The following is a 26,012-nucleotide window of genomic DNA, read 5'->3' on the forward strand; positions in this document are numbered from 1 at the left end:
TAAAACACTTACTTTATAAAAGAAAAAGGTTTTCCAATTGAATCTGTTATTATTTCTAAATCTAAAAGTTTGGCTACAGAAGCAGCTACTTGATTTGTATACAACTGCTCTTCCGATACAATTTCTCCTTTTGCTTCAATTTCATTTCCAAAAGCAAGTACCCAAACCTGGTCAGTATCTTTTATTGAATTTCCGTGATGTTTCCAGGTTTCTAAAGGTTCTATACCTCTACCATGATCTGTCGTAATTATAAAAGTGGTTTTACCTTTGTAAAAAGAATTTTGCTGCGTAAAGTCCCAAAGTTTTTGGATGAAAGCATCTGTTCTTTGTGCCGATTTTAAATACGCATCGTATTCTCCATCATGTGCAAAATCATCGGTTTCTCCGTAAGAAATAAACACCAACTTAGGATGTTTCTTTTTAATCGTTTCTAAAGCATAATGATGTGTAAAAACATCTAAACGAACACCTCCCCAAGGACTCGGAGTTTCTGCTTGCAATTCATTTAAGAAAACTTCTTTATCTGACAAATCCGATCCTTTTGCATTTCTGAAACCTGCATTTACATACAAACCACTTCTTTCTTCGTTGATGATAGACGGGAAAACATCCCAACTACCAAAAGCAGCAACTTTACCTTTATAAGCGTCCGATTTTTCTGCTATTTCTAAAAATGTAGTATTCGGATTCGGAATTTTACGATTGCTATTAATTCTTGCATCGTCTGCTTTACCTGTTAAAATTTCATTATAACCAGGATACGAAAAATGCATTCCGTTGGTTAAATTCATTTTACTTCCTTCCCAACGGTTTCCGTGTATTTGTCCGGTTTTAGCAACTTCGCTCCAAATAAAAGGTAGTAATACTTCTCTTCTTTCGGTTGCAGACTCTCTCCAAAATTCTTTTTTCAAACTTTTAGGGTTTCCCACGTATTCTTTGTTTTCTACCAATAAAGAATCGGCTCCAGAAAATAACTCTTGCCAACGTAAACCGTCTAAAGTAATTACAAAAACTTTATTAGAATCGTCTTTCAATATTGTTTTAATTTCCTTTTTTTCTGATGAACACGCGGCTAACATCAACAAAAAAAAGACACTTGATAATTTTATTATTTTCATTATTTAATCGTTTTAAATGTTTTTATAGTAGACCAATCACTCCAATTTAAAAATTGATCTCTGTATCGAACACGCACATAATACGTTGTGTTACTATTTAGCTTTCTATCTAAAATCTCATCCGTTAAATCATCATCTTTTTGTCTATTTTCTCTGTAATACCAATTTTCATGTTGTTTCCAAGAATCATAAGTTGGCTTTACAAAATCTTCTGTGGTTGATACTTGCCAATTAACACCTGCATGAAAAGCATCCTTTTTATCACTTTTAAAAGAATTTGCTTTTAAAACTACTTTATAAATGGGTTGTGCATCTTTGCTAAAATCAACTAAAAGAGGGGTTTTTGGCTGAATTGTTTTCTTAAAAACCGTTATACTATCTCTTAACTCGTTTTTTCTAGATTTAATATTATTACCTCTACTGATCCTTTTTAAAGTAAAAGAAGGGTTTTCTTTATCTGGGTCTATCGTTGCCAATACAAAACCATATTCATCTTGAGTTACTGTAAATTCATCATAATCTCTCCCTTCAAATTCGCCCCAATTATCAATAGCGCCTCCGGCGGAAGCAACATTTACCCAAAGATGTTTGTGCTCTTTAGATTGCCCTCTAGAATATCCGTGCGTATGTCCGAAAAAATGTAAACTTGGCTTATTCGATTCTTCTGTAAAATCTTCTAGTAATTTTACTACTTTTCCTGAGAAATCTTCTTCTCCAGGAATCCATAATTCCGATTTATGCGGATGATGTAATTGCGCAAAAACAAAATCTATCGAATCATTTTTAGCTGTTTTAGCCAACAACTCCTTTAACCAAACCAATTGTTGTTTTATATCTCGATATCCATCGTTAGAATCTAAACCGATAATTCTGGTATTTGCATAATCTTTAAACCACCAATGTTCTGCATATTCTGGACTCCCGTTTTTTGGCAAACTAAAATATTTAAAGAAATAATCTGAATTCTTTTCATGGTTCCCAGGAACTGGATACACAGGCACTTGAGAAAACAATTTTTCTGATTGCTTAAAAAAATGCGCTTCCCATTGATTGAAAGTTGTACCAGTAACCACCAAATCTCCAGGAATAACCACCATTGCAAGATTGTCTGAAATGTCGCCTTCAAAATTCTTTTTAAAATATGGTAAAACGCCTTCTTCTACTATTTCTTGAAATTTTGTTGGATGCTGCCAATCGTTTTGCATATCACTCATAGCAACTAAGTTTATCTTTTTAGATCCGCCAGCAAAAGGAGGTGTTTTAAATTGATACACTTCAGAAATTGCTTTTCCTGTTTGTACTTTGTAAAAATAGGTTGTAAATCTAGTTAAACCCGTAACAGCAACTTCATGTACTCTTTTTTCTGAAAAATTAATATCGAAAGAAGTTCCGGTAGCTTTATTCTTTAATTTGTTCTTTTTGGTTCCCCAATACACTACCGCTTCTTCACCAAAATCTGTTTGCCACATAATTTTGATTGAGGTTGGTTCCGCATCTTGCAAATAAGGTTTTATTTCTATTTTTTGCGCCAATAAAAACTGCGAGCAAAACAGTATTGAAAATGTAATGAATATCTTTTTTTTCATTTTTCTTTAAATTAAAAATAAGAAGTTATCTAAAAAGGATTAATTCGTGTCATACTGAACTTGTTTCAGTATCTCAAATCACAGAATTTCAATGTTTATAAGAATCTGAAATAAATTCAGATTGACAAAAAAACTCCCTTTTTAGAAAACTCCTTATAAATTATCTTTTTATTTTTCTATTGTAACCACCAAGTCAATTCTCTAATTCCATCATTAGAACCACTAAATTGTCTGTCAATTGCTTCCGTAACATTGGTTGCATTGTTATTGTATTCATCTAAAGGATAAATCCATCTTGTTGGAGGCGTATCTGAACCTAAATATGGAAACTCTGGATACCCTGTTCTTAAATGATCAAAATACATATTCCAACCACCTTGTAAAAAAGAAGTCAAATATTTCTGAGTTAAAATTAATTCCAATTTTTCTGCATCTGTGGTAGCATTTAAAAAATTCACTTTTGTTCCTGCAATATAATTTACAGCTTCAGTTGGTGTATAATACGCTTCATACCCTTTTGCATAGGTATTATAAAATTGGAAATTTGCTTTAATTGCGTTTTCATAAAAAGCTTGTGCATTACCAGAAGGAATCCATCCTTTTACTGCTGCTTCTGCTAAAATAAACTGAACTTCAGAAAAACTTAACACATTATGTGCTTCTGTGGTTGGATCTGCTGTATATCTGTCATTTACTTTAGATATATCTCCAGCTGCTGCCACTAAATTTACATCGTTATAAGCCGCGATAGGACTTCCTCCTGCGTAGGCAGTAAAATTATCAATTCCTAAACCTGCTTCTTTTGCATTTTTAGTCTGACCTGCAATAGCGAATAATCGTTTATCACCTCTCTCTACCAACATATCTATAAAAGTAGATGCCATGTATAAACCAGAACCATACCCACTAGAATTGAATTCTGTATATCTAGAATCTACCACATCTACAAACTCTAAGCGCGCACTTTCTTCTGCAGTTGCTATTATAGATTCGGAATTGTAAATAGAAGCAAATTCATTTTTAATATTTAAAGAAGAACTTCCTTCCTTTTTAGAAAGTGTCAATAAAACTTTTAAACGAAAAGAATTTACTAACTTTTTCCACTTGCTAACATCTCCATTAAAAATAGGATCTCCGGTAATAATACTTGTTCCGTCTAACAACGTATTCGCCATTTCTAACTCACTTAAAACTCCTGCAAAAACCTCTTCTTGTGTACTGTATTTTGGTTGATATAAATCTTCCGTTTCTCCTTTTAAAGCGTCTGCATAAGGAACATCTCCAAAAGTTAACGCCAAATCATAAAAATAATACGCTCTAAAAAAGTAGCCAATTCCTTTGTAAGAATCATCTGCTATTCTACCTGCTTCTTCCATCATTTTTGTAACCTGTCTTAAGCTATTGTAAGCATCAAAACTTGCTCTGTCCCATTTGTAAAACTGAGAAGTACTTTCTCCGTCTGTTTGCACAATCATTCTAGAAGCATACATTGCGCCTGTTCCTTTTACCTGAAAAGCAGAAGTTGTAATATTAGTTAACAATAAATCTGGATGTGTTACGCTTACTTTATTTGGATTGTCGTTGATGTCTATATCTTCACAAGAAGAGACCACAACCGCCATCATTAAAAATAATATTATTTTAAAATTTTTCATTTTTATTAAAATTTAAAAGTTAAACCTAAACCTAAGTATCTTGTAGAAGGATCTTGTAAATTATCATCATTTCCGTAATCAGGGTCAATGATATCTGCTTTTTTTAAGATGAATAAGTTGTAACCGTTTATACTTGCATTAATTTGTTTGATTCCTTTAACTTTTAAAACATTTGTTAAATCGTAACTTAAAGCTACCGTTCTTAATTTAAGGAAAGATCTGTCGAATACATTTGCAAAAGTTTCACTTTCTTCTTCCGTAACTTGTGCTCTATATGGGTAGTTTTGAGACCAAGCTTGCCAGCTTACTGGTGATGAATGTGTTGCATACGTTCTTGTATCTGAAGTTACTGTTCCGTTTAAATCTCTTTGCACAGAACCACTAGTTACATTTACACCAGTTGGCACATATACGGTTCCAATTCCGTTTGCATATTCTGCATCTCTAAATTCTGTAGAATTTGGATGTTTACCACCCCACCACATTTTTTCTACCGTTAAAGATCTCATTAAACCTCCCCAAACGCCATCAATACCAACTTTTAATGAAAAGCCTTTGTACTTGAATGTATTTTCTAAACCAAATCTAAAATCAGGGTTCTTATTTCCTATATTTTGTTCATATGGATTTTTGGTTGGCATCCCAGTATTGGCATCTAAAATTAATTCTCCATCTGCAGATTTTTCCCAAACGGTTGCATAATATGCATCAGTTCTATCATTTAATCGTAAGCTATTGTATTGCTCAGCTCCTTCATCTAATCTTGTTAAACGTTGTACTTTTTTAGACCAGTTTGCTAAAACATCCCATCTAAAATCCGCATTCTTAATTGGTGTTGCTCTCACAGAAACCTCAAAACCATTGGTAGTAAATTGGTGTGCATTTTCTTTTCTTGATGAAAAACCAGATCCTAAAGAAATTGGTAAATCGATAATTGAATTTTCATCTATAGCGTTATAATATGCAAAGTCTAATCCAATTCTATTCTTTAAAAAACCTGCACTTAAACCTAATTCTACATTGGTAGTTAAAGAACCTTCTATATCTGGATTTACCAAACTACCTGAATACGATAATTCTGGACTTCCATCAAAAGTACCTGCATTGTCATAATAAGAATTTATTTGATACGCACTTAAAGATCTTTTTACTTGCGCCCAAGAACCAAAAGCTTTTAAATAGTTGATAGATTCTGGTAATTCAATCCATTCTGAAACAATGGTACTTAATGAAACTGAAGGGTAAAATAAAGAGTTATTATCCGTTGGCAATGTAGAATGCTTATCTGTTCTACCAGTAAATGTTAAGAATAACTTATTATCAAAATCCAATTCTAACATTCCGTATAAACTGTTTACAGATCTTTCAGAAAAATCTGTACTCGCAATCACGTTTCCTTTTGTATTATTTAAACTATACAATTCAGGAACAATAATACCATCTGTAGCATTGTATTCTTGTTGGTATTTATGATATTCTGATGAAGCTCCTGCGTTAACACCTAAAGAAAATTTATCTGTAATTTCTTTATTATAGGTAGCTAATACATTATAATCTACATCCACAGAATTGGTATTCCATGTTTTGTAATCTCCATCTCTTGGGTCTCCGTAATTCAAATAAGACTTCGGACTTTCTCTGTTTTCAAACCGATCTTTCATCACAGCAGACCCCATTGCCTGAACACTAAAATCATCAGAAATTTGATAATTTAATTTCAACTGTCCATTTAAAACATTAGAATCATATCGCTGATTTAATTCATTAGCAGCAAAATACACGTTGTTATACCAAGCATAATTAAAGTTTGCTTGTCTATATCCTTCCTGACCAGGAATATATCTGTGCTCATTCAATTCTTGACCATTTACATCATCTCCCATCCAAATTAAGATAGTGTACATATGATTTTTTGGTCCGTAACCATGTCTAGGATAATTCGGCGAGAATACTTTGTTATACGCCAACTTGCTATCCAACGTTAACTTCTCTGATAATTTTGTTGTTGAATTAAAAGTTAATCCACCTGTTTTTAAATTGGTATTTGGCACTCTACCTGTATGCGATTTGTAGTTACCAGATAATCTATAAGAACCATTTTTAGAAGAATTTACTACAGAAAAAGAAGTAGTATTGATAACTCCTGTTCTTAGAAAGTCTTTTAAATTATTATGATATTCCCAATCAATAGGCACTCTAGAATAACGAGACTTATCATCATATTTTGTTCCGCTTACATCTCCCCACCAAGGAGTAACATCACCAGAAATATTGTCTTTAATAGGACTATTCCATTGTGCTATTTTTACTCCAGGCTCAAATTTTGGTCCCCAAATCATATCTCCATCAGAAATACCACCATCTTGTCCGTCCCAAAATTCATATTGTCCGTTAGAACCATTTCCGTATTCTGTTTGTGTTTCTGGAAAAACCGTAAAACCAGCACTTACCATGGTATTATGAGAAACTGTAATTTCTAATCCGTCAGATTTCTGACCTTTAGAAGTTGTAATTTGTATCGCTCCATTTCCTCCTCTATATCCGTATAAAGCAGAAGCAGAAGTTCCTTTTAAAACCGTAATATCAACAATATCATCCGGAGAAATATCATAAAAATCTGTACTTACAGGAATTCCGTCTACTACAATTAAAGGTGATTTCCCTCTTAACGTAAATGAAGGTGATTGAAATAACCCTGTTGGATTACTAACCGTTAAACCTGCAACTTTACCAGTAATTAAACCTGCAGCATTTGGCGCAACAACTTCTTTAATAGTAGAAGCATCTACTCGTTGAGTTGCGTAACCGACTTTTTTCTGTTCTCTTTTAATACCTAAAGCCGTTACAATAACTTCGCTTAGTGCATTAACTTCTGGTAACATTGTAATAGTAATATTGTTTCTATTTCCAATAACAATATCTTGACTTTGGTACCCTAGAAATTCAACTCTTATAATACTTGTTGCATCTTTAAACTCTATTTTAAAATTCCCATCAAAGTCGGATGTAGTCCATTTATTACCATTAACTATATGAACACTTGCTTCTGGTAACAAAGCACCTGTTTCATCTATTATTTTCCCTGTTAAGACTTGCTGAGAAAAAGCAGCTGTCCCAAGAAAAAGTGACATTAAAATTAAAAATTTACTTAAAAATTTGTGTTTCATTTTGTAGTTAGTTTAGTTTAATACTCTAGCTACAAAGCAAAAAATATTAAGTTAAATCAACCTAAAATGAACGTTAGTATATTGCAACCAAAACAAAAAAACAGGATAAGATTATGTTACCTAGAGTTGGTTTATTGAGCTTATATTAACATTAATTTAAGAAACATCGAGATAAAAAAAACCTTAAGAATACACTAAAGGCTAATTAATTTTTAATTTATCAGATTCTACAACACCTTTGTTATAAAGCATTTAAAACCCTAGTTTAAGAAAATATTCACTTATTTTCATTGGGTTTTTATCTTAGTAAATACTACAAATATTTACCCTATAAAAAAGCTTTCGCTAATCTTACAACAAAGAAGGCAAATACCTAGAACCACAATATTAAAAAACTGTATAAATGAAAAATCCCCACCATAAACATGGTAGGGATTTTTAAAAATATTTTGAGAACACAACAGTGTCTCTTCCTTTCAGGAAGAATAGGATGGGCTTCTTTTACTTAGCCACATTCACCGCTCTTGTTTCTCTAATAACAGTTACTTTTACTTGACCTGGGTATGTCATATCATTTTGTATTTTCTGAGAAATACTAAAAGATAATTCAGCAGCTTTAGTATCATTTACTTTACCACTTTCTACCATTACACGTAATTCACGTCCTGCTTGAATAGCATATGCTTTTTGAACACCTGGAAAACCAAATGCAATATTTTCTAAATCTTTTAAACGCTGAATGTAAGAATCTAAAACCTGACGTCTTGCTCCTGGTCTTGCTCCTGAAATAGCATCACAAACTTGTACGATTGGCGCTATTAACGTTTTCATTTCAATTTCATCGTGGTGAGCACCAATTGCATTACAAACATCTGGTTTTTCTCCATACTTTTCAGCCCATTCCATACCTAACAATGCGTGTGGAAGTTCGCTTTCTGTATCTGGCACTTTACCAATATCATGTAATAAACCTGCACGTTTTGCAACTTTTGCATTTAAGCCCATTTCCGAAGCCATAATACCACAAAGATTTGCTACTTCACGCGAGTGTTGTAATAAATTCTGACCATAAGAAGAACGATATTTCATTCTACCTACTGTTTTAATCAATTCTGGATGCAATCCGTGAATACCTAATTCTATTACAGTTCTTTTACCAACTTCAATAATTTCTTGGGTAATTTGATTCTCCGTCTTTTTAACAACCTCTTCAATTCTTGCAGGGTGAATTCTACCATCGGTTACCAACTTGTGCATAGACAATCTTGCAATCTCTCTACGAACAGGATCAAAACAAGAAAGAATAATTGCTTCCGGAGTATCATCAACAATAATTTCTACACCTGTAGCAGCTTCTAAAGCTCTAATATTACGTCCTTCTCTACCAATAATTCTACCTTTAACATCATCAGACTCTAAGTTAAATACAGACACACAGTTTTCTACTGCTTGCTCTACACCTACCCTTTGTATGGTTCCTAAAACTACTTTTCTAGCTTCTTGTTCTGCAGTTAATTTCGCCTCTTCAATAGAAGTTTGTACAAAAGCCATTGCTTCTGTTTTTGCTTCATCTTTTAAAGAAGTAATCAATTCCTTTTTAGCATCTTCTGCCGATAAACCAGAAATTTGCTCTAGCATATCTACATGACGCTTGTGCATTTTTTCTAATTCTGATTCTTTATTTTCTAAAAAGTCTAATTTTTTATTAAACTCTCCTTCTTTGTGTTCTAAAGATTTATTTAATCTTTTATTTTTATCTACTTCAGAGGCTACTTGAGATTCTCTATCTCTAATACGTTTCTCTACATCAGAAATCTTTTTCTCTCTAGTAAGAATTACTTTTTCATGCTCAGCCTTTAATTCAATAAACTTTTCCTTTGCCTGTAGTATCTTTTCTTTTTTTACAGAATCGGCATCTATCTTAGCTTCTTTTAAGATTGTTGCGGCCTCTTTTCTAGTGCCACTAAGTATTTTTTTTCCTTTTGCTTTTTCCATCGCTTTAGCGATCAAAAATCCACCTGCAATTCCTATCAAAACTCCCACAATAATGGGAAGTATCATTCCATCCATAATTTAAATTTAATATATAAAAAAAGCCTACATTAGTGAGGTTTTTTAAACTCCAAATATGGTTACTTATAGGACTAACTAACTGTTCAAGGATCCATTCTAGATGGCTTGCTTTAGTAGTTAAGACTCATCCTTCATAATTGAATCGTGTTGAGTTTAATAAACAATGTACTAACGTAGGCAGTGTGTTGTTAATGTATATTTTAAAGAACTTATTTTAAATGAGAATCAACCAAATTAGTCAACTCTTTTATTTTATCTACTACTTCTCTATCTGTAGAATCCTTTTCTAATGAAGTTATTTCTGCTTTAGAAGCAAACTGTAACGCACACATCGCTAAAACATCTTGTTTATCGCTTACTGCGTAATTTTCTTCATACATAGAAATTAATTTATTAATAGCAGTTGCGGCTTTTCTCATGCCTTCTTCCTCTTTAGTGTTGTTCACACTTAAAGGGTAAGTTCTACCTGCTATAACAATATTAATTTTAAGTTTTCCCACAATTTAATGAACTTTATTTGTGTAACTGTATGATACACTTGTCGATTTCTCGAATTAAAGTATTTATTTTGAGTTTTGTATCTCTTGTATTTGTTCCACTGCCGTCTATAGTTTTGGCAACCTTAAGCAATTCATACTCTTTTTTCTGTGCTGCTAATAATTGCTCTCTTTCTTTTAATTGATGTTGTAATTTACTGGTATTCTGAAGCAGAATTTCATTTTCATTCTTCAAAAATTCATAATTTGACAATAAGCTTTCTAACTTATCTTCCAGTAAATGAATTGCTTCAATTGTATTACCCATCTATATTATTAAGAATAAAACTATAGCTACAAAGTTAACATTCTGTTTTAAACTTTACAACATTTTGTTGCTTATTTTATCTAACATCTACTAAAAGCCTAAAATGCTTCAGTTAACTTTATGAAATTCAAATTGTTTAGACATAAATTATTACATGAAAGTTACATTTAGAAAGTTGAATTATAAATAAAAAACATTTTTGTATGATAAAAGATTTATGCCCACTTCTCTTTTAGAATCAAAAACAAAAACCTGTCTCTAACACGCTAACAAACAAATGTAAATTAGAATAAAAATCGCTCTCTTTTATCTCAATATTTTATTTAAACAATCTTTTAAAATATAACAATACCTATAACATTAAATTTAGAGCGTCTTGTTTCTTGTCTCTTTTTGCATAACAGTCTTACGTCTTTTAACTATCACAAATAACGTATTTTATTAAAAACTAGAGACGAACTCTTTAACCCAAAAATGATTTTCCCTATTTTTGCAGAAAACATTTTCATTTTGAGACAAACTCTATTGCTATTTACATTTTTATGCACTTTTTTTAGTTATTCCCAAGAAAAGTATCCCAAAGACTATTTTAGAAATCCCTTAGGCATTCCTACTATTTTATCAGGTACTTTTGGTGAATTAAGAAGTAATCACTTTCATTCTGGAGTAGATATAAAAACCCAAGGAAGAGAAGGCTTAAAAATATATGCAGCTGCAGAAGGTTATATTTCTAGAATAAAAGTTGCCCAATATGGTTTTGGAAAAGCAATTTATATTACGCACCCAAACGGTTTTACAACTGTGTATGCCCACATCAGTAAATATGCTGATAAAATACAAGAATATGTAAAAGCGATACAATACAAAAAGGAAAATTATGAAACCGGTAATTTATTTTTAAAACAAGATCAATTTCCTATAAAAAAAGGAGAAATCATTGCTTTTTCTGGTGATACTGGTAGTTCTGGTGGACCTCATCTACACTTCGAAATAAGAGATACAAGCACAGAAAACATCATCAATCCTTTGTTTTTTGGGTTGAAACCTATTGATACAAATCCACCTACTTTTTTAGCATTAAAAGTGTATCCATTAGACCAGAATGCTCGAATTAACAATAAAAATAGAAGTACGGTTATATCTCTAAAAAGTATAGAAAAAGGAAAATATAAAGTGGATAAAATTGCTGCTTCTGGACATATTGGTTTTAGTGTAAATGTTTTTGACCAGTTAGACAAAGCATCCAATAAAAACGGAATTTTTAGTTTAGAAATGCTTGTAAATGGAAAACGTTTTTATCATCATGATGTAGAAACATTTTCTTTTGCAGAAAGTAAATTCATCAACTTACATATAGATTATCCGCACTATAAAAAGTACAAGAAAAAATATCAGAAAACTTATAAAGAAGAAGCTAATAAACTATCTACATATAAGGGGTTAATTGATAATGGTATATTAAATATTGAAAATGGATTGAATTACAATATAGAAATTATTGCAAAAGACTATAAAGGAAACACAAGTACCTTAAAAATACCCGTTAGTGGTGTAAAAAACAACACCATTTTTACACAACCAAAAGACACCACTGCCTATAAAATAGTTGCTAAAAACTTTCAGAAGTTTAAAGAAGAAAATGTAACAGTTGCTTTCCCTAAGAACACTTTTTATGAAGATGTCTATTTAGATTTTAAGGTTGATAAAGGCGTTGCTAAAATTCATACTCCTAGTATTCCTTTAGATAAAAGTTTTACATTAACTTTTAATGTTTCTAAATATTCTGAAGCTGAAAAAAAACAACTTTATATAGCGAATGTAGAAAACTCAAAATACCCGTATTACCTAAGCACTCGTAAAAAAGACAGTACCTTTTATACTACCACAAAAACGTTGGGCAAATACGCTTTAGTTTCAGACACTCATAAACCTAAAGCTAGCGTATTGTATTTTAAAAATAACGATTGGATTTCTAAAAGAGAAACTATTAAAGTAAAGATTTCTGATGTTGGTTCTGGAATTAAAAACTTTAGAGCTACCTTAGATGGAGAATGGATTTTAATGGAATACAATCATAAAAAAAGAATATTAACCTATAACTTTAGTGATAAAAAATTGGTTGGTAGCAAACATATCTTTAAAATTGTAGTCTCGGACAATGTTGGGAATACGAATACCCTTTCTACAACGTTCTTTAAAAAACAAGTAAACTAAAACCTACGTGAAAAAAATCTTACTCTTTTTATACTTTCTACCTGTTTTTGCTTTTGCTCAAAAAACCACCATCCTTAAAGGAACGGTTAATGATAAAAACAAACAACCTATTGAACAAGTTTCTATAAAGTATAACAACGTTGGTACCACCACAGATAAAAACGGAAACTATTCTATTCGAATTCCATTTAAAGAAGAAATCACCTTAGTTTTTAGCCATTTATCCTATAGAACTTTTACTAAAAAATATATTGGAAACAGCAGAAATGGTGTCCGTTATTCTGTTGTTCTTTCTTCAAAAACAGAAGAATTAAAAGAAATTATAATTAAAGACAACGTAAGAAATGCCCAAGGTATAAAGAAGATTGATGTTGCAGTTGTTAAAAATGTAATTGGACCTAATGCGGGTGTAGAAAACGTATTAATGACTTTACCCGGTGTTAGTAATAACAACGAACTAAGTACGCAGTACAATGTAAGAGGTGGGAATTTTGATGAAAATTTAGTCTATGTAAACGGAATTGAAATTTACAGACCTTTTTTAATTAGATCTGGCCAACAAGAAGGCTTAAGTTTTATCAACTCGAATATGGTGCAGAATATTAATTTTTCTGCAGGAGGATTTCAAGCAAAATACGGAGATAAGTTATCATCTGTTTTAGATATTACCTACAAAAAACCTACAGAAACTGCCACCACAATAGACGCTAGTTTATTAGGAGCAGGTGTTACATTTGAGGGCCGTTTTTTAAATAATAAATTAAGCACCATTACGGGTGTTAGATATAGAGATAATAGCTTATTTGTAAATAGTAAACAAATTGAAACTAATTTTAGACCACAATTTACAGACGTACAAACCTATTTATCTTATGAGTTTTCAGAAAAATTTACATTAAATTTTTTAGGGAATTTTTCTCTAAACGATTATAATTATCAACCAATTTCTAGAAGAACACGTTTTGGTACCGTTGCAGATCCGTTAGAGTTAATTGTTTTTTATTCTGGTCAAGAGGAAGACAAATATTTAACGGTGTTTGGTGCTTTTTCTGCGGATTATAAGGTGAATGACAACTTTACATTAACAACGACAGTATCTAGATACAACACACAAGAAGAAGAGCATTTTGATATTGCTGCAGCCTATAATTTAGGTGAAGTTGACGCTAATATTGGATCAGAAAATTTTGGTGAAGTAGATTTCTCTCAAGGAATTGGATCTCAATTAAACCATGCTCGTAACGATTTAGATGCCGTAATTACCAATATTCAAATAAAAGGAACGATAAAGAAAGATGATATACAATGGAATTTTGGAGCAAAATATCAAAAAGAAGACATTAGAGATCGTATTAGAGAATGGGAAATGATCGATTCTTTAGGTTTTTCCATAAGGCCTCCGTATCATACTTCTAACAATCAACCGTACGAACCTTTTGAAGGTGAAATCACTCCTTATCAAAACATCAGAAAAGATAATAATGTTGCCATTAATAGACTCTCTGCCTTTGTACAATTTAACCAACGTTCTTTTTGGAGTGAGCATGAAGTTTTTTATAATTTAGGTATTAGAACTCAAAGTTGGTCTGTTACAGGAAACGGAATCGAGTCTAAAAACCAGACAATTATTAGTCCAAGAGGTCAGTTTGCAATAAAACCGAATTGGGACAAGGATATGCTGTTTCGTGTTTCTGGTGGATGGTATTCTCAACCACCTTCTTACAGAGAATTAAGAGATTTTAATGGTGATATTAATGTAGATGTAAAAGCTCAAAAATCAATCCATTTAGTGACAGGAATGGATTATAGTTTTGATATGTGGGATAGACCATTTAAACTAACCACAGAACTGTATTACAAAGATTTATCTGATGTAAACGCCTACTCTATAGACAATGTTAGAATTCGTTATAGAGCAGACAATGTTACAAAAGCGTATGCAACCGGATTGGATGTCCGCTTAAATGGTGAGTTTGTTCCTGGTAGCGAAAGTTGGGTAAGCTTAGGCTATTTAAAAACTGAAGAAAATATTGATAACCAAGGTTATATTCCAAGACCTTCTGACCAACGAATAAAATTCGGAATTCTTTTTCAAGATTATGTTCCTAATTTACCAAACTTAAAAGCATATTTAAACCTGGTGTACAATACAGGTGTTCCTGGCGGCTCTCCTTCCTATGCTGATGTGTATGACTACCAAAGTCGCTTAAGAGATTATAAACGTGCAGATTTAGGAGTTTCTTATATTTTTGTGGATGCTAATAAACAATACGAAACGGGTTGGTTGTCTAAGTTTAAAGAATTATCCGCAGGTTTAGAGCTTTTTAATATGTTTGATATTCAAAACTCAATTACCAACACTTGGGTAAGAGATGTATATTCTAAAACACAATTCGGAATTCCGAATTATATGACGGGTAGAGTTTTAAACTTAAAAGTAGGTATGAAGTTTTAATTCATAAAAAAAGCGGGCTGACATACATCAACTCGCTCATTCAAATTCAAACAAAATTACTTTCACTTTTTCACTATACTTCTAAGACTTCCCTTTTAGGGGCTTCTATAATATTCGTTGTATTTTTATATTTCGATAAAATGCTACTTTAATAAGCAAAAACATGAAACGCTTTTGCATACTGATACAAATCAAAAATAGATTCTAATTCTAATTTTTGTTTTATATTTTTTCTATGCGTACTAACCGTAGTAGGCTCTATAAAAAGTTGTGTTGCAATTTTATTAGTTGTATTTCCATGAACAACCAATTTAAAAATTTGAAGTTCTTTGTTTGTTAATGAATTAAACTTAGATTTATTCAATTTTTTAAAACGCTTTTCTTCTTGTAAATTTTCAGAAAACTTACTAAGCGTAGACAAATCGTGTAAACTTAAATTATAAAAGCTAAGAAAATCTTCTATAAGGTTTATTGGTATTTCTTTATCTTTAATTTGATATTTATTACCAATAATTTTTAATTCATTATAATCATATAATTTTTTAACTTCCATCTTTTTTTCTTTTTCATCAACAAAATTAAGCGGAAGTCATAAAAAAAAACCATACTTTAGTAGGGTATTTAAATTCTATTTGTGAAAATAAAACTAACCCTCCTCCTACTACTGCTCACTTTAAATTCTTTTTCACAAGAGGAATCTTCTTCAATATATCATTCAATTTCCTTTTTTAAACAACCTTCTAAAGACGCTGCTTCTATTACAGAAATTATTAAAAATTATGAATTAGGCAATTTTAAAAAAGAAGAGCAACCTAAAATTTATAAACATTTAGGAGAAAATACTTTATGGAATCACTTTTCATTATTACCAGCAACTTCAACAAAAACAGCATACAAGTACTTTACAATTGCAAACCCATATTTGCCTTATGGAAAAATTTATTTAAAAAAGGGTAATCAAATCGACACACTTTACAAAGTATCTAATAACAAAGAATTTCCGCATAAAAATATTTTTTATAGACACCCTGTTTGGAAAATACCAGTAGATAATAATATAAAAACCGATGTTTTTCTGGAAGTTAAAAACAAGGATACTAGAACAAGAATGTCTTTCTTTTTAGAAACAGAAAATCAATTTTTAAAGCGTGTAGAAACAGAATATTTTTATTTCGGAATGTTTATCGCATTTCTAATTTCGATGGCATTTATACTGGTCTTTTTTGCCATTTTAAAAAAAGAGTACACTGTTTTATTTTATCCTTTATACATTTTTACTGTTTTAATAGAATTTCTAGCCGGTAAAGGAATTGGAGTGCAATATTTCTGGTCAGGAAGTGAGTTTGCTATCAATAATATTAGAAGTCTTAGTCAGACAATTGGAGTAGCTTGTATTGGTTTTTTTTATATGAAGTTTTACAAATTAAACAAATCTCAAGTAATTCCTAAACTACTTTTTAAAATAGGAGCCTACATTGCGTTAACACTTTTACTATTCTATATCTATAAATTTTTCTTTGGCGGATTAATTGTTTTATACCTCTATGTTTGGACAATCTTAAAAGTAATTGCTTTTATTTGGGTACTAAACCACCTCTATTTAACCATTACAAAACAACTACCAATTTATTTAGTTATCGCTTTTATACTGCCAATTTTAGCAATAATATGTGGTCAAATTATAAACCCAAGTGTGCACAATAGTTTGTATATAAAATTTAGTGGATCTACAATTTATTATATCACATTGGTTTTAGAAATTTTACTCTTTACTCGATTTATTTTTGGTACGGTCATAGAAACTCAGTTTAAATATTTTAAACTCAAAAAAGTGAGTAATGAATTAAAATATAATTTTCAAAATAAAACATTAGCCTTTCAACATACAGAAAGAAACAACTTAGTAAATAATGTTCATGATACTTTTGGAGGATATTTAGAAGCTTTAAAACTACGCTTATTGCAGAAAGATGAAAAAACACCAGAAAAAGTAGAAGAAATTTTAGATGCTTTCTATAAAGATTATAGATATTTATTAAACAGCTTGTACGCACCAAAAGTTAATGCTGATAATTTTATTGATAGTTTAATTGAATTCTGTACTAAAATAGATAATTTAACAAAACACAAAATCAGTTATAATTTCGACCTTAAAAATATCGAATTGTCACAAGATAAATGTGTACACTTATATCGAATAATATCTGAGCTTACTACAAATGCTATAAAATACTCTAAAGCATCAGAAATTAAAATAACGCTAAACCAGCATAAAAACCAACTAATTACACTAAAAGTAACTGATAATGGAATTGGTTTTGATGAAAAAATAATAACCAAGAAAGGTTTCGGTTTAGAAAGTGTAAAAAACAGAGTAAAACAAATTAACGGAACTTTACAAATAAACACCAATAAAAAAGGTTCTAATTTCGAAATTAATATCCCCATTACAAATGACTAAAACCCCAATAAGAATAGTTATTGCAGACGATAATCGTTTTTTTTGTGATGCTTTAAAAGATAGCTTAAATGTTCATTCGGAATTAAATGTCACCAATACTTTTATCACACTAAAAGAATTAATTGCATTTACAAATTATCAAAACTTAGATGTTTTAATCTTAGATGTAAATTTTAATGGAACATGTTCTTTAGATTTTATTGATAAAATAAAAAAAGGAAACAATCATTTTAAAATCATTGTATTAACCACCATGAATAATAATTTCATCAAAGAAAAAGCGATACATAAAGGGGTAGATGTTTTTGTGGGAAAGGATGAAGACTTACAAAATTTTAAAGATGTAATTCTAAATTGTTTCGTTCATCAATCTACAAAAAAAGGAAAAACCTCATCAAAAATAAATATTGATAATTACACGTTTACAAAACGAAAATTAGAAATATTACAGGCATTATTTGTGCATTCTGATAAAAACGAAAAAGAACTTTCTGCAATATTACATATTACAGAAAGTTCTTTAAAATCTCATAAAAGAGAGCTATTTGAAATTACAAATACAAAAAGTACTCCTGAACTCATAAAATTCGGAATTCAGAAATTCTTAATTATTGCTTAATCTAAAATCTGAGCAGCATGTGCCTTTGTTTTCACTTTTAAGATAATATCTTCAATCACTCCTTTTTCATCAATTACAAAAGTAGTTCTGTGAATTCCATCATATTCTTTCCCCATAAACTTCTTTGGTCCCCAAACATTAAAAGCTTCAATTACAGCTTTGTCTTCATCTGCTAAAAGCGGAAAAGGCAATTCGTTTTTATTGATAAAATTTTGTTGTCTTTTTTCAGAATCTGCACTTACACCTAAAACATCATATCCTTTTGCTAAAAAAGATTGATAGTTGTCGCGTAAATCACAAGCTTCGTTAGTACAACCCGGAGTGCTTGCCTTTGGGTAAAAGAATAAAACTAATTTTTTCCCTGCGTAATCAGAAAGTTTAATGGTATTTCCTGCGTTGTCTTTTGCTTCAAACTGCGGAGCGTTATCTCCTATTTTTAGTGATGTCATTTTTTTTGTTTTTAATTACAAAGATACAAAGTAACAAAGTATTCTTGAAGTCTAAAGTCGGTAGCTTCATAAAAAGTAACTATGTTTTTTATAATCCCATTTTAATCATCCATAAATCAATTAAAATCTCCAATGTCACACTGAATTTGTCGAAGTTTATGTAAAATAGTCTTCGACAGGCTCAGACTGACATATAATAGATAAATTGTTATTTAGCATGGTTAACAAAAAAAATGAGTATAAAACTAAAACTTTATCAAGTTAACACCGAAATCAATTAAAACTCAAAATGTCACACTGAGCTTGTCGAAGTGTACCCAGAATAGTCTTCGACAAGCTCAGACTGACATATAATAGATAAATTGTTATTGGATATATTTAACCAGAAAAGAGAGCTTAATAATAAAAACATTGTCAAACTAGCACCAAAATCAATGAAAACTCCAAATGTCTCACTGAGCTTGTCGAAGTGCATCTAAAATAGTCTTCGACAAGCTCAGACTGACATATAATAGATAAATTGCTATTTAGCATGGTTAACAAAAAAAGTAAATTTAAAACTAAAATATTATCACGCTGACACCGAAATCAATGAAAACTCAAAATGTCTCACTGAGCTTGTCGAAGTGCTTTTTTCAATCTAAAAGTTAATTATAAAAAACAAATAAGGTTTCAACTAGAACTTTGTAACTTGCAGACTTGTAAATTTTGTAACTTCGAATAATGACTAAAAAAGAAAAAGTACAATTTGTAATTGACACTCTTCAAGAAAAATATCCTGAAATACCTGTTCCTTTAGATCATAAAGATCCATACACGCTTTTAATAGCCGTTTTATTGTCTGCGCAATGTACAGACGTTCGTGTAAATAAAATTACGCCATTACTATTCGCCAAAGCGGATAATCCTTTTGATATGGTAAAAATGACCGTAGAAGAAATTAAGGAAATTATTCGTCCTTGTGGTTTATCACCAATGAAAAGTAAAGGAATTTACGGATTGTCTAAAATTCTAATTGAAAAATATGATGGTGAAGTTCCACAAACTTTCGAAGGTTTAGAAGAATTACCTGCGGTTGGTCATAAAACGGCTGGAGTTGTATTGAGTCAAGCTTTTGGAATACCTGCTTTTCCGGTGGATACTCATATTTTAAGACTAATGTATCGTTGGAATTTGAGTAACGGTAAAAGTGTTGCACAAACAGAAAAAGATGCAAAACGATTGTTTCCAAAAGAAATTTGGAACGATTTACATTTACAAATCATTTGGTACGGACGTGAATATTCTCCTGCCCGTGGTTGGGATTTAGATAAAGATATTATTACTAGTACAGTTGGGAGAAAATCTGTTTTAGACGAATATCATAAAAAAAATAATACACCTTAATTAAGGTGTATTATTTATACTAAAAAGAAGTTTTATGAACTAGGTATTGCTTCACCTATTAACGTTTCTCCTGCTATTATTTCAAAAGTAGTATTAACAGCTGCAGTATCATGTAAAGAATGTACTAAAGTTTGCGCAACATCATCTCTACTAATTTCTCCAGGTTTATTTAACTTGGTACTCAATTCTATTTTACCTATTCCTTTATCATTATTTAAAGCTCCTGGTCTCACAATAGAATAAGGAATATTACTTTCTCTTAAATAAACATCTGCATTTTGTTTTGCCTTTAAATAATCTTTAAGCTTGTCTGAACTTTCTGGGTTATCTGCTCCCATAGAACTTAACATTACAAACTTTCTAACTTTTGTATGTTTACCAGCGTCTATTAACTTCTTAGCACCTTCTTGATCGACTGCTACTACTTTTTTTCCACCAGAGCCAGCTGCGAAAATAATTTTATCAATATTCTCTGTTGTAAATGAAACGTCCTTTTCTAAATCTGCTAAAATAGTGGTTACATTTTCATCTTCAAATTGCTTTTTCTGACTCTCTTTACGAACCATAGCAATTGGATTAAAATATTGTGATTTTTGTAATAAGTGTACTATCTTTTTTCCTGTGGTACCATTGGCACCTGCTACTAATATATTTTCCATGACTGCAAGTTCCGTAAAAGCCAAAGACTCTATTAACTCATATAACATAAAAAAAGATGCATACAAAAAAAAGCCCCAACGTTAGTTGAAGCTTTTTCCTCTCTTAATTCAAATTCAATTCAATGAAGTCTTTTGATTTCGTTTTTACAAAAGTTAGCGATTTGGAAAAATTAATCAAAAATTGAACTGTTTCTTGTTTGGGTTGCATCTGTAAATCAGAAGGCTTTTTTGAGTAAAGTTGCATCATATAGTTTGTTTAACAAATTGGTTATAAACTACTAACGACACCTTTTTTCATTTATTGTTAATCTACTAAAATAATTTTATGTTTCTCTATTAACTTACGCATATTTATTAAAGCATAACGCATTCTACCCAATGCAGTATTGATACTAACACCTGTATTTTCACTAATTTCTTTAAAACTCATATCTTTATACATACGCATTACCAAAACCTCTTTTTGCTCTTCTGGCAATTCATTTATAAGCTCTCTAACATCTGTATGTATCTGATCTTTTATAATTTGTTTTTCAGCATTTAGGTTTCCATCGCCTAACACAGAAAAAATATCAAACTCGTTTGTATTTTTAAAAGAGGGCATTCTGTTGGTTTTTCTAAAATAATCTATCACCAAATTATGAGCAATTCTCATAACCCAAGGTAAAAACTTACCTTCTTCGTTATAATTTCCTTTTTTTAAAGTTCTAATAACTTTTATAAACGTGTCTTGAAAAACGTCTTCTGTAATATCTCTATCGTGAACTTTACTATAAATAAAGCTAAACAATCTTTGCTGATGTCTTTTTATTAAAACCGCTAAAGCAGCTTCATTACCTTTAATGTAATCGCTTACTAAAGTACTATCTGTATTTGAGTTTTTCTGCATCATAACTACTGTTGAAGAACAAGTTGCTCTTCTTTTTTTATTATTAAATTAATAATTTAAAAGTAGTTTTTTATGTATATGCGTCTAATTTAGTGGTGCTTATGAAAGCCAAATATCAATATTATTTTTTAAATCGACAAATATTTTAGCAAAATTCATTCACATTTCTTTTAAAATGGATTAAAAAAACGGTATTTTTATAGCTTATATTTTTCATAAATGAAGACTGACATTTCTAAAGTAAATCCGAAAGAAAATATTATTATTAAAGGAGCTAGACTCCACAACCTAAAGAATATAGATGTAGTGATACCAAGAAATAAATTGGTGGTAATTACAGGTCTTTCTGGTTCTGGAAAATCTTCTTTAGCTTTTGATACGCTATATGCAGAAGGTCAAAGACGTTATGTAGAGAGTTTATCTTCTTATGCGCGTCAGTTTTTAGGAAAATTGCACAAACCAAAAGTAGATTATATTAAAGGTATTGCACCTGCAATTGCCATTGAGCAAAAAGTAAATTCTACAAATCCACGTTCTACCGTAGGTACCTCAACAGAAATTTACGATTATATTAAACTTTTATATGCTAGAATTGGTAGAACCTTCTCTCCTATTTCTGGTAAAGAAGTTAAAAAAGACACCGTTTCTGATGTTGTTAATTTTGTAAAAGAGTTTGATGAGAAAACAAAACTATTACTATTAGCACCTATTTCTATTGATGAAAACCGAGATCTAAAAACCGTTTTACAAGTTTTAGAACAACAAGGGTATGCGCGTTTAAAATGGAATGATAAAGTATATAGAATATCAGATTTTCCGCAAGCGGATTTTAAGAACGAATCTTTATATTTAGTAGTAGATAGAATTGTAACAAAAGACGATGAAGATTTTTATAACCGATTAGCAGATTCCATTCAGACTGCTTTTTTTGAAGGAAAAGGTATTTGTTTTATAGAAAATTTAGCAGATAATAAAGTCGCTGAGTTTAGCAATAAGTTCGATTTAGACGGAATGTCCTTTCTAGAACCGAACACACATTTATTCAGTTTTAACAATCCGTATGGTGCTTGCCCAACTTGTGAAGGGTATGGAAACGTAATTGGTATTGATGAAGATTTGGTTATACCAAATACAGGTTTATCAATTATGGAAGATTGTGTTTTTCCGTTTAAAACGCCTTCTTATATACATTATAAAGAAGAGTTAATAGATGTTGCCTATCAGTTTGATATTCCTATTCACAAACCTTGGTTTCAACTTACAGAAGAACAAAAAGAATTAGTTTGGAACGGAAATAAATCATTCAACGGAATTCATCATTTCTTTACCGTTTTAGAAGAAAAGAGTTATAAAATTCAGAATAGAGTAATGCTTTCTCGCTACCGCGGAAAAACAAAATGTACATCGTGTAACGGAAAACGTTTACGACACGAAACTAATTTTGTCAAAATAAATGAAAAGACAATATCCGATTTAGTAACACTTCCTTTAGATGAATTGGCTATCTTTTTTAAGAACATCAAATTAGACAAGTATGAAGAAAAAATAGGGAAACGTTTGTTGACCGAAATTAATAATCGTTTGTTGTTTTTAACGGATGTTGGCTTGTCTTATTTAACCATCAATAGAACCTCTAACACACTTTCTGGAGGTGAAAGTCAGCGTATTAATTTGGCAACTTCATTAGGAAGTTCTTTAGTGGGTTCTATGTATATTTTAGATGAACCGAGTATTGGTTTGCATCCAAAAGACACAGAAAGATTGATTGGTGTTTTAAAAGATTTACGAGATTTAGGAAACACTGTTGTTGTGGTAGAACACGATGAAGATATTATGCGAGAAGCTGATTATATTATAGATATTGGCCCAGAAGCAGGAACTTACGGAGGTCATGTAGTTGCCGAAGGAAATTTTGACGAAATCTTAAAATCAGAATCTTTAACAGCAAAATATTTAAACGAAGAATTAAAGATTGAAATTCCTACAAAACGTAGAACTTCTAGAAATAAAATCCAAATTATTGGCGCAAGAGAAAACAATTTAAAAAATGTAGATGTTACATTTCCATTAAATTGTTTGTCTGTAATTACCGGAGTTTCTGGTTCCGGAAAAAGCACGTTGGTTAAAAATATTTTGTATCCAACCATGCAAAAAAAACTGATTGGTCACGGAGAAAAAGTTGGCCAACACACAGACGTTATTGGAGATTTTGAAACTTTAAAACACGTAGAATTTATCGATCAAAACCCTATTGGGCGTTCATCTCGTTCCAATCCGGTAACATACATAAAAGCGTATGATGATATTCGTTCGCTATTTGCAAATCAAAAATTATCAGGCATTAGAAACTACAAACCAAAACACTTTTCTTTTAACGTAGAAGGCGGTCGTTGTGAGGTTTGTAAAGGTGAAGGAGAAGTTACTATCGAAATGCAATTTATGGCAGATGTGCATTTAGAATGCGATGTTTGTAATGGAAAACGCTTTAAAAAAGAAGTTTTAGAAGTAAAATTCGATGGAAAATCAATTGACGATATTTTAAACCTAACCATAGATGATGCTGTTGCATTTTTCTCGGAAAATTTAGTTCCTAAAATTGCTAGTAAATTAAAACCTTTACAAGATGTTGGTTTGGGTTATGTGCAATTAGGTCAGTCTTCTTCTACCCTTTCTGGTGGAGAAGCGCAACGTATAAAATTAGCGTCATTTTTGGTAAAAGGAAACACCAAAGACAAGGCTTTATTTATTTTTGATGAACCTACAACAGGTTTACATTTTCATGATATTAAAAAATTATTGGCATCATTTAATGCTTTAATCGACAAAGGGCATTCCATTATTGTCATAGAACACAATATCGAATTAATTAAATGTGCAGATTACATTATAGATTTAGGTTTAGAAGGTGGTAAAAATGGTGGAAACCTTATTTTTCAAGGAACTCCAGAAGAATTAGCTAAAAATAAGGAGTCTTATACCGCTAAATATTTGGCGGAGAAATTGGTTTTTTAGAAGCTATTTCCTGCTGGAATTTATCTTGAGCGGAGTCGAAAGGCTGTATCTTTTTTCTAAAAAAGAAAGAAGGTTAAAATATCAACAGATATTTGAACGGTTTCAATAAGGGCTCGACTTGTTTGTAAACTAATTGAAAAAAATAAACTAAGGTTAAAAATTATGAGATTTCTCAATCACTGAAAAAGCTCATTTCGAAATGACAAGTGATGGGAAAATAAAATAGATAGATTATAAAGACCTCACAGGTTTTAAAAACCTGTGAGGTCTAGCAAATCAATATAAAATGATCACAAATCTAACAGACAAACAGAAAATAAACTGGGTAAGAATCCTTGCTATTCTTGCAGTATTAGTAATGATGGTGTACGCACCAAAATTATGGTTGACCACTAAAAATTTCCCTGTAATTCCGTTGTTTGATTGGTTGCCAATTCCTACCTATCCGTTCGATTATATTTTAGCTGGATTCTTTTTTGCAATACAAATTCTATACCTTTTTCAGAATAAAAGATGGCAAGGATGGACGATTCTTGCACTCTATCTCTTTTTAGCGCTCGTAGACCAAAACCGACTACAACCCTACTTTTATCAAAGTTTCTTAACCATTTTAGCAATAGAAATTTTCAACAAAAAATCAAACCCAAGAAAAATATTATACGCTATAATTCTTATCTTTTTCGCTACCTATTTTTGGAGCGGAATTCAGAAATTAAACGAAGCTTTTTACATTCAATGGTTGGGTGCTATCAACAAACATTTTAGTTTTTTACCTCATTGGTTTTTAGTAGCTTTTACCTATGCAGTGCCTTGGTTAGAGGCTTTAATGGGCATATTATTGCTCTTTAATAAAACAAGAAAATTCGGAGTCGTGTTTATTCTTTTAATGCACGGTACCATTACCGTTTTGCTCTTTTATTTAGGATATGGTTACAATGTGGTTCCTTGGAATATTCAGAACATGATAAGTGTAGTAATTCTATTTTGGACGCTTAAAACATCAAATGCTTTTGAATTTTTTATAAAATATTTCAATACACAAAAATTAGCCATTTTGGTTTTTACCATTATGTTGCCCTTAGCAAACAATCTAACTGGTTTTTATGACAATCTGTTATCATTCCATTTTTTTACAGCAGATTTAAAATATTACATTATTTATCTAGATGAGGAACTACAAGAAAAACTACCAGAAAACGCACAAAATTTCTACAGAACTTTTGAAGGTAAAACCTATATAAACGTTATAGAATGGTCTTCTGACCAAAACAAAGTTTTATTTTATCCAGAAGATAGAGCCATTGAATATTTAGACACCTATCTACGTTCTTTTGCAGAAGATCCAGATAAAGAAGGCTTAACCCAATTGGTAAATTATAATCAAGTTATTAAGGAATAAAAAAGCCATTTAAACTTTCGTTTAAACGGCCTTTCCAACTAAAATAACAATCTAAAGATTGCTGAG

At 31.0% G+C, this 26,012-nt stretch carries 18 protein-coding genes and 1 other RNA gene; 7 read left to right on the plus strand and 12 right to left on the minus strand.

Annotated features, from left to right (window positions below; translation table 11 throughout):
- Nucleotides 1-8: 8 nt before the first annotated feature.
- From WHD08_RS05145 to WHD08_RS05180, 8 genes are all read right to left on the minus strand, one after another.
- On the minus strand, nucleotides 9-1,118 hold the full coding sequence (locus WHD08_RS05145) for an alkaline phosphatase family protein (RefSeq protein WP_244183246.1): 1,110 nt from the start codon (nucleotides 1,116-1,118) through the stop codon (nucleotides 9-11).
- Nucleotides 1,118-2,704 (minus strand): purple acid phosphatase family protein, encoded by a 1,587-nt coding sequence (locus WHD08_RS05150; protein ID WP_208888977.1) that lies wholly within the window; start codon nucleotides 2,702-2,704, stop codon nucleotides 1,118-1,120. The genes WHD08_RS05145 and WHD08_RS05150 overlap by 1 nt, the downstream gene beginning before the upstream one ends.
- A 176-nt stretch (nucleotides 2,705-2,880) precedes the next feature.
- Entirely contained in the window at nucleotides 2,881-4,359 is a 1,479-nt protein-coding gene (locus WHD08_RS05155; protein ID WP_208888976.1) for a SusD/RagB family nutrient-binding outer membrane lipoprotein, read from the minus strand.
- A gap of 5 nt (nucleotides 4,360-4,364) precedes the next feature.
- The gene (locus WHD08_RS05160; RefSeq protein WP_208888975.1) at nucleotides 4,365-7,526 is read right to left on the minus strand and encodes a SusC/RagA family TonB-linked outer membrane protein; all 3,162 of its coding nucleotides are present in this window, start codon (nucleotides 7,524-7,526) and stop codon (nucleotides 4,365-4,367) included.
- Between the two features lie 501 nt (nucleotides 7,527-8,027).
- Nucleotides 8,028-9,596 carry a ribonuclease Y gene (gene rny / locus WHD08_RS05165; RefSeq protein WP_165730470.1) on the minus strand — a complete coding sequence of 523 codons (1,569 nt, stop codon included), beginning with the start codon at nucleotides 9,594-9,596 and terminating at the stop codon, nucleotides 8,028-8,030.
- Between the two features lie 47 nt (nucleotides 9,597-9,643).
- Nucleotides 9,644-9,752, minus strand: a non-coding RNA gene (ssrS, locus tag WHD08_RS05170) — 6S RNA.
- Nucleotides 9,753-9,808: 56 nt separating this feature from the next.
- Nucleotides 9,809-10,099, minus strand: coding sequence for a cell division protein ZapA (locus WHD08_RS05175; RefSeq protein WP_068448476.1), 291 nt, complete (start codon nucleotides 10,097-10,099; stop codon nucleotides 9,809-9,811).
- Nucleotides 10,100-10,112: 13 nt separating this feature from the next.
- Nucleotides 10,113-10,403: a hypothetical protein gene (locus WHD08_RS05180; protein WP_208888974.1), complete on the minus strand. Its 291-nt coding sequence runs from the start codon at nucleotides 10,401-10,403 to the stop codon at nucleotides 10,113-10,115.
- Nucleotides 10,404-10,913: 510 nt separating this feature from the next.
- On the opposite strand from WHD08_RS05180, the gene WHD08_RS05185 reads away from it, so the two are divergent.
- The gene (locus tag WHD08_RS05185) at nucleotides 10,914-12,617 is read left to right on the plus strand and encodes a M23 family metallopeptidase (RefSeq protein WP_244183245.1); all 1,704 of its coding nucleotides are present in this window, start codon (nucleotides 10,914-10,916) and stop codon (nucleotides 12,615-12,617) included.
- A gap of 7 nt (nucleotides 12,618-12,624) precedes the next feature.
- Entirely contained in the window at nucleotides 12,625-15,072 is a 2,448-nt protein-coding gene (locus tag WHD08_RS05190; RefSeq protein WP_208888972.1) for a TonB-dependent receptor, read from the plus strand.
- 148 nt (nucleotides 15,073-15,220) lie between these two features.
- On the opposite strand, the gene WHD08_RS05195 is transcribed toward WHD08_RS05190, so the two are convergent.
- Complete coding sequence (locus WHD08_RS05195) at nucleotides 15,221-15,625, minus strand: helix-turn-helix domain-containing protein (protein WP_244183244.1); 405 nt, start codon at nucleotides 15,623-15,625, stop codon at nucleotides 15,221-15,223.
- Nucleotides 15,626-15,706: 81 nt separating this feature from the next.
- On the opposite strand from WHD08_RS05195, the gene WHD08_RS05200 reads away from it, so the two are divergent.
- Nucleotides 15,707-17,533, plus strand: coding sequence for an ATP-binding protein (locus WHD08_RS05200; protein ID WP_208888970.1), 1,827 nt, complete (start codon nucleotides 15,707-15,709; stop codon nucleotides 17,531-17,533).
- On the plus strand, nucleotides 17,526-18,152 hold the full coding sequence (locus WHD08_RS05205) for a response regulator transcription factor (RefSeq protein WP_208888969.1): 627 nt from the start codon (nucleotides 17,526-17,528) through the stop codon (nucleotides 18,150-18,152). Before WHD08_RS05200 ends, WHD08_RS05205 begins: the two co-directional genes overlap by 8 nt.
- Here the strand turns inward: WHD08_RS05205 and bcp are convergent.
- Nucleotides 18,149-18,601, minus strand: coding sequence for a thioredoxin-dependent thiol peroxidase (gene bcp / locus WHD08_RS05210; protein WP_165730456.1), 453 nt, complete (start codon nucleotides 18,599-18,601; stop codon nucleotides 18,149-18,151). The genes WHD08_RS05205 and bcp overlap by 4 nt on opposite strands.
- Before the next feature lie 723 nt (nucleotides 18,602-19,324).
- On the opposite strand from bcp, the gene WHD08_RS05215 reads away from it, so the two are divergent.
- Complete coding sequence (locus WHD08_RS05215) at nucleotides 19,325-19,987, plus strand: endonuclease III domain-containing protein (RefSeq protein WP_208888968.1); 663 nt, start codon at nucleotides 19,325-19,327, stop codon at nucleotides 19,985-19,987.
- A 32-nt stretch (nucleotides 19,988-20,019) separates the two neighbouring features.
- Here WHD08_RS05215 and WHD08_RS05220 read toward each other — a convergent pair whose 3' ends face one another.
- Both WHD08_RS05220 and WHD08_RS05225 read right to left on the minus strand, forming a co-directional pair.
- Nucleotides 20,020-20,646, minus strand: a complete 627-nt coding sequence (locus WHD08_RS05220; protein ID WP_208888966.1) for an SDR family oxidoreductase — start codon at nucleotides 20,644-20,646, stop codon at nucleotides 20,020-20,022.
- A gap of 304 nt (nucleotides 20,647-20,950) precedes the next feature.
- Nucleotides 20,951-21,535, minus strand: a complete 585-nt coding sequence (locus tag WHD08_RS05225; RefSeq protein ID WP_373943533.1) for an RNA polymerase sigma factor — start codon at nucleotides 21,533-21,535, stop codon at nucleotides 20,951-20,953.
- A 219-nt stretch (nucleotides 21,536-21,754) separates the two neighbouring features.
- On the opposite strand from WHD08_RS05225, the gene uvrA reads away from it, so the two are divergent.
- A complete protein-coding gene (uvrA, locus tag WHD08_RS05230; RefSeq protein ID WP_208888963.1) occupies nucleotides 21,755-24,547 on the plus strand; it encodes an excinuclease ABC subunit UvrA in 2,793 nt (930 codons plus the stop codon).
- Between the two features lie 286 nt (nucleotides 24,548-24,833).
- Nucleotides 24,834-25,946: a MauE/DoxX family redox-associated membrane protein gene (locus WHD08_RS05235; protein WP_208888962.1), complete on the plus strand. Its 1,113-nt coding sequence runs from the start codon at nucleotides 24,834-24,836 to the stop codon at nucleotides 25,944-25,946.
- Nucleotides 25,947-26,012: the final 66 nt, after the last annotated feature.

The organism is Polaribacter sejongensis (assembly GCF_038024065.1).
GTDB lineage: Bacteria > Bacteroidota > Bacteroidia > Flavobacteriales > Flavobacteriaceae > Polaribacter > Polaribacter sejongensis.

Bases quoted from the DNA above. Each gene is read 5' to 3' on its own strand.
- WHD08_RS05145 (WP_244183246.1), bottom strand. From the start codon at position 1,118: ATGAAAATAATAAAATTATCAAGTGTCTTTTTTTTGTTGATGTTAGCC.
- WHD08_RS05150 (WP_208888977.1), bottom strand. From the start codon at position 2,704: ATGAAAAAAAAGATATTCATTACATTTTCAATACTGTTTTGCTCGCAG.
- WHD08_RS05155 (WP_208888976.1), bottom strand. From the start codon at position 4,359: ATGAAAAATTTTAAAATAATATTATTTTTAATGATGGCGGTTGTGGTC.
- WHD08_RS05160 (WP_208888975.1), bottom strand. From the start codon at position 7,526: ATGAAACACAAATTTTTAAGTAAATTTTTAATTTTAATGTCACTTTTT.
- rny (WP_165730470.1), bottom strand. From the start codon at position 9,596: ATGGATGGAATGATACTTCCCATTATTGTGGGAGTTTTGATAGGAATT.
- WHD08_RS05180 (WP_208888974.1), bottom strand. From the start codon at position 10,403: ATGGGTAATACAATTGAAGCAATTCATTTACTGGAAGATAAGTTAGAA.
- WHD08_RS05195 (WP_244183244.1), bottom strand. From the start codon at position 15,625: ATGGAAGTTAAAAAATTATATGATTATAATGAATTAAAAATTATTGGT.
- WHD08_RS05205 (WP_208888969.1), top strand. From the start codon at position 17,526: ATGACTAAAACCCCAATAAGAATAGTTATTGCAGACGATAATCGTTTT.
- bcp (WP_165730456.1), bottom strand. From the start codon at position 18,601: ATGACATCACTAAAAATAGGAGATAACGCTCCGCAGTTTGAAGCAAAA.
- WHD08_RS05215 (WP_208888968.1), top strand. From the start codon at position 19,325: ATGACTAAAAAAGAAAAAGTACAATTTGTAATTGACACTCTTCAAGAA.
- WHD08_RS05220 (WP_208888966.1), bottom strand. From the start codon at position 20,646: ATGGAAAATATATTAGTAGCAGGTGCCAATGGTACCACAGGAAAAAAG.
- WHD08_RS05225 (WP_373943533.1), bottom strand. From the start codon at position 21,535: ATGCAGAAAAACTCAAATACAGATAGTACTTTAGTAAGCGATTACATT.
- uvrA (WP_208888963.1), top strand. From the start codon at position 21,755: ATGAAGACTGACATTTCTAAAGTAAATCCGAAAGAAAATATTATTATT.
- WHD08_RS05235 (WP_208888962.1), top strand. From the start codon at position 24,834: ATGATCACAAATCTAACAGACAAACAGAAAATAAACTGGGTAAGAATC.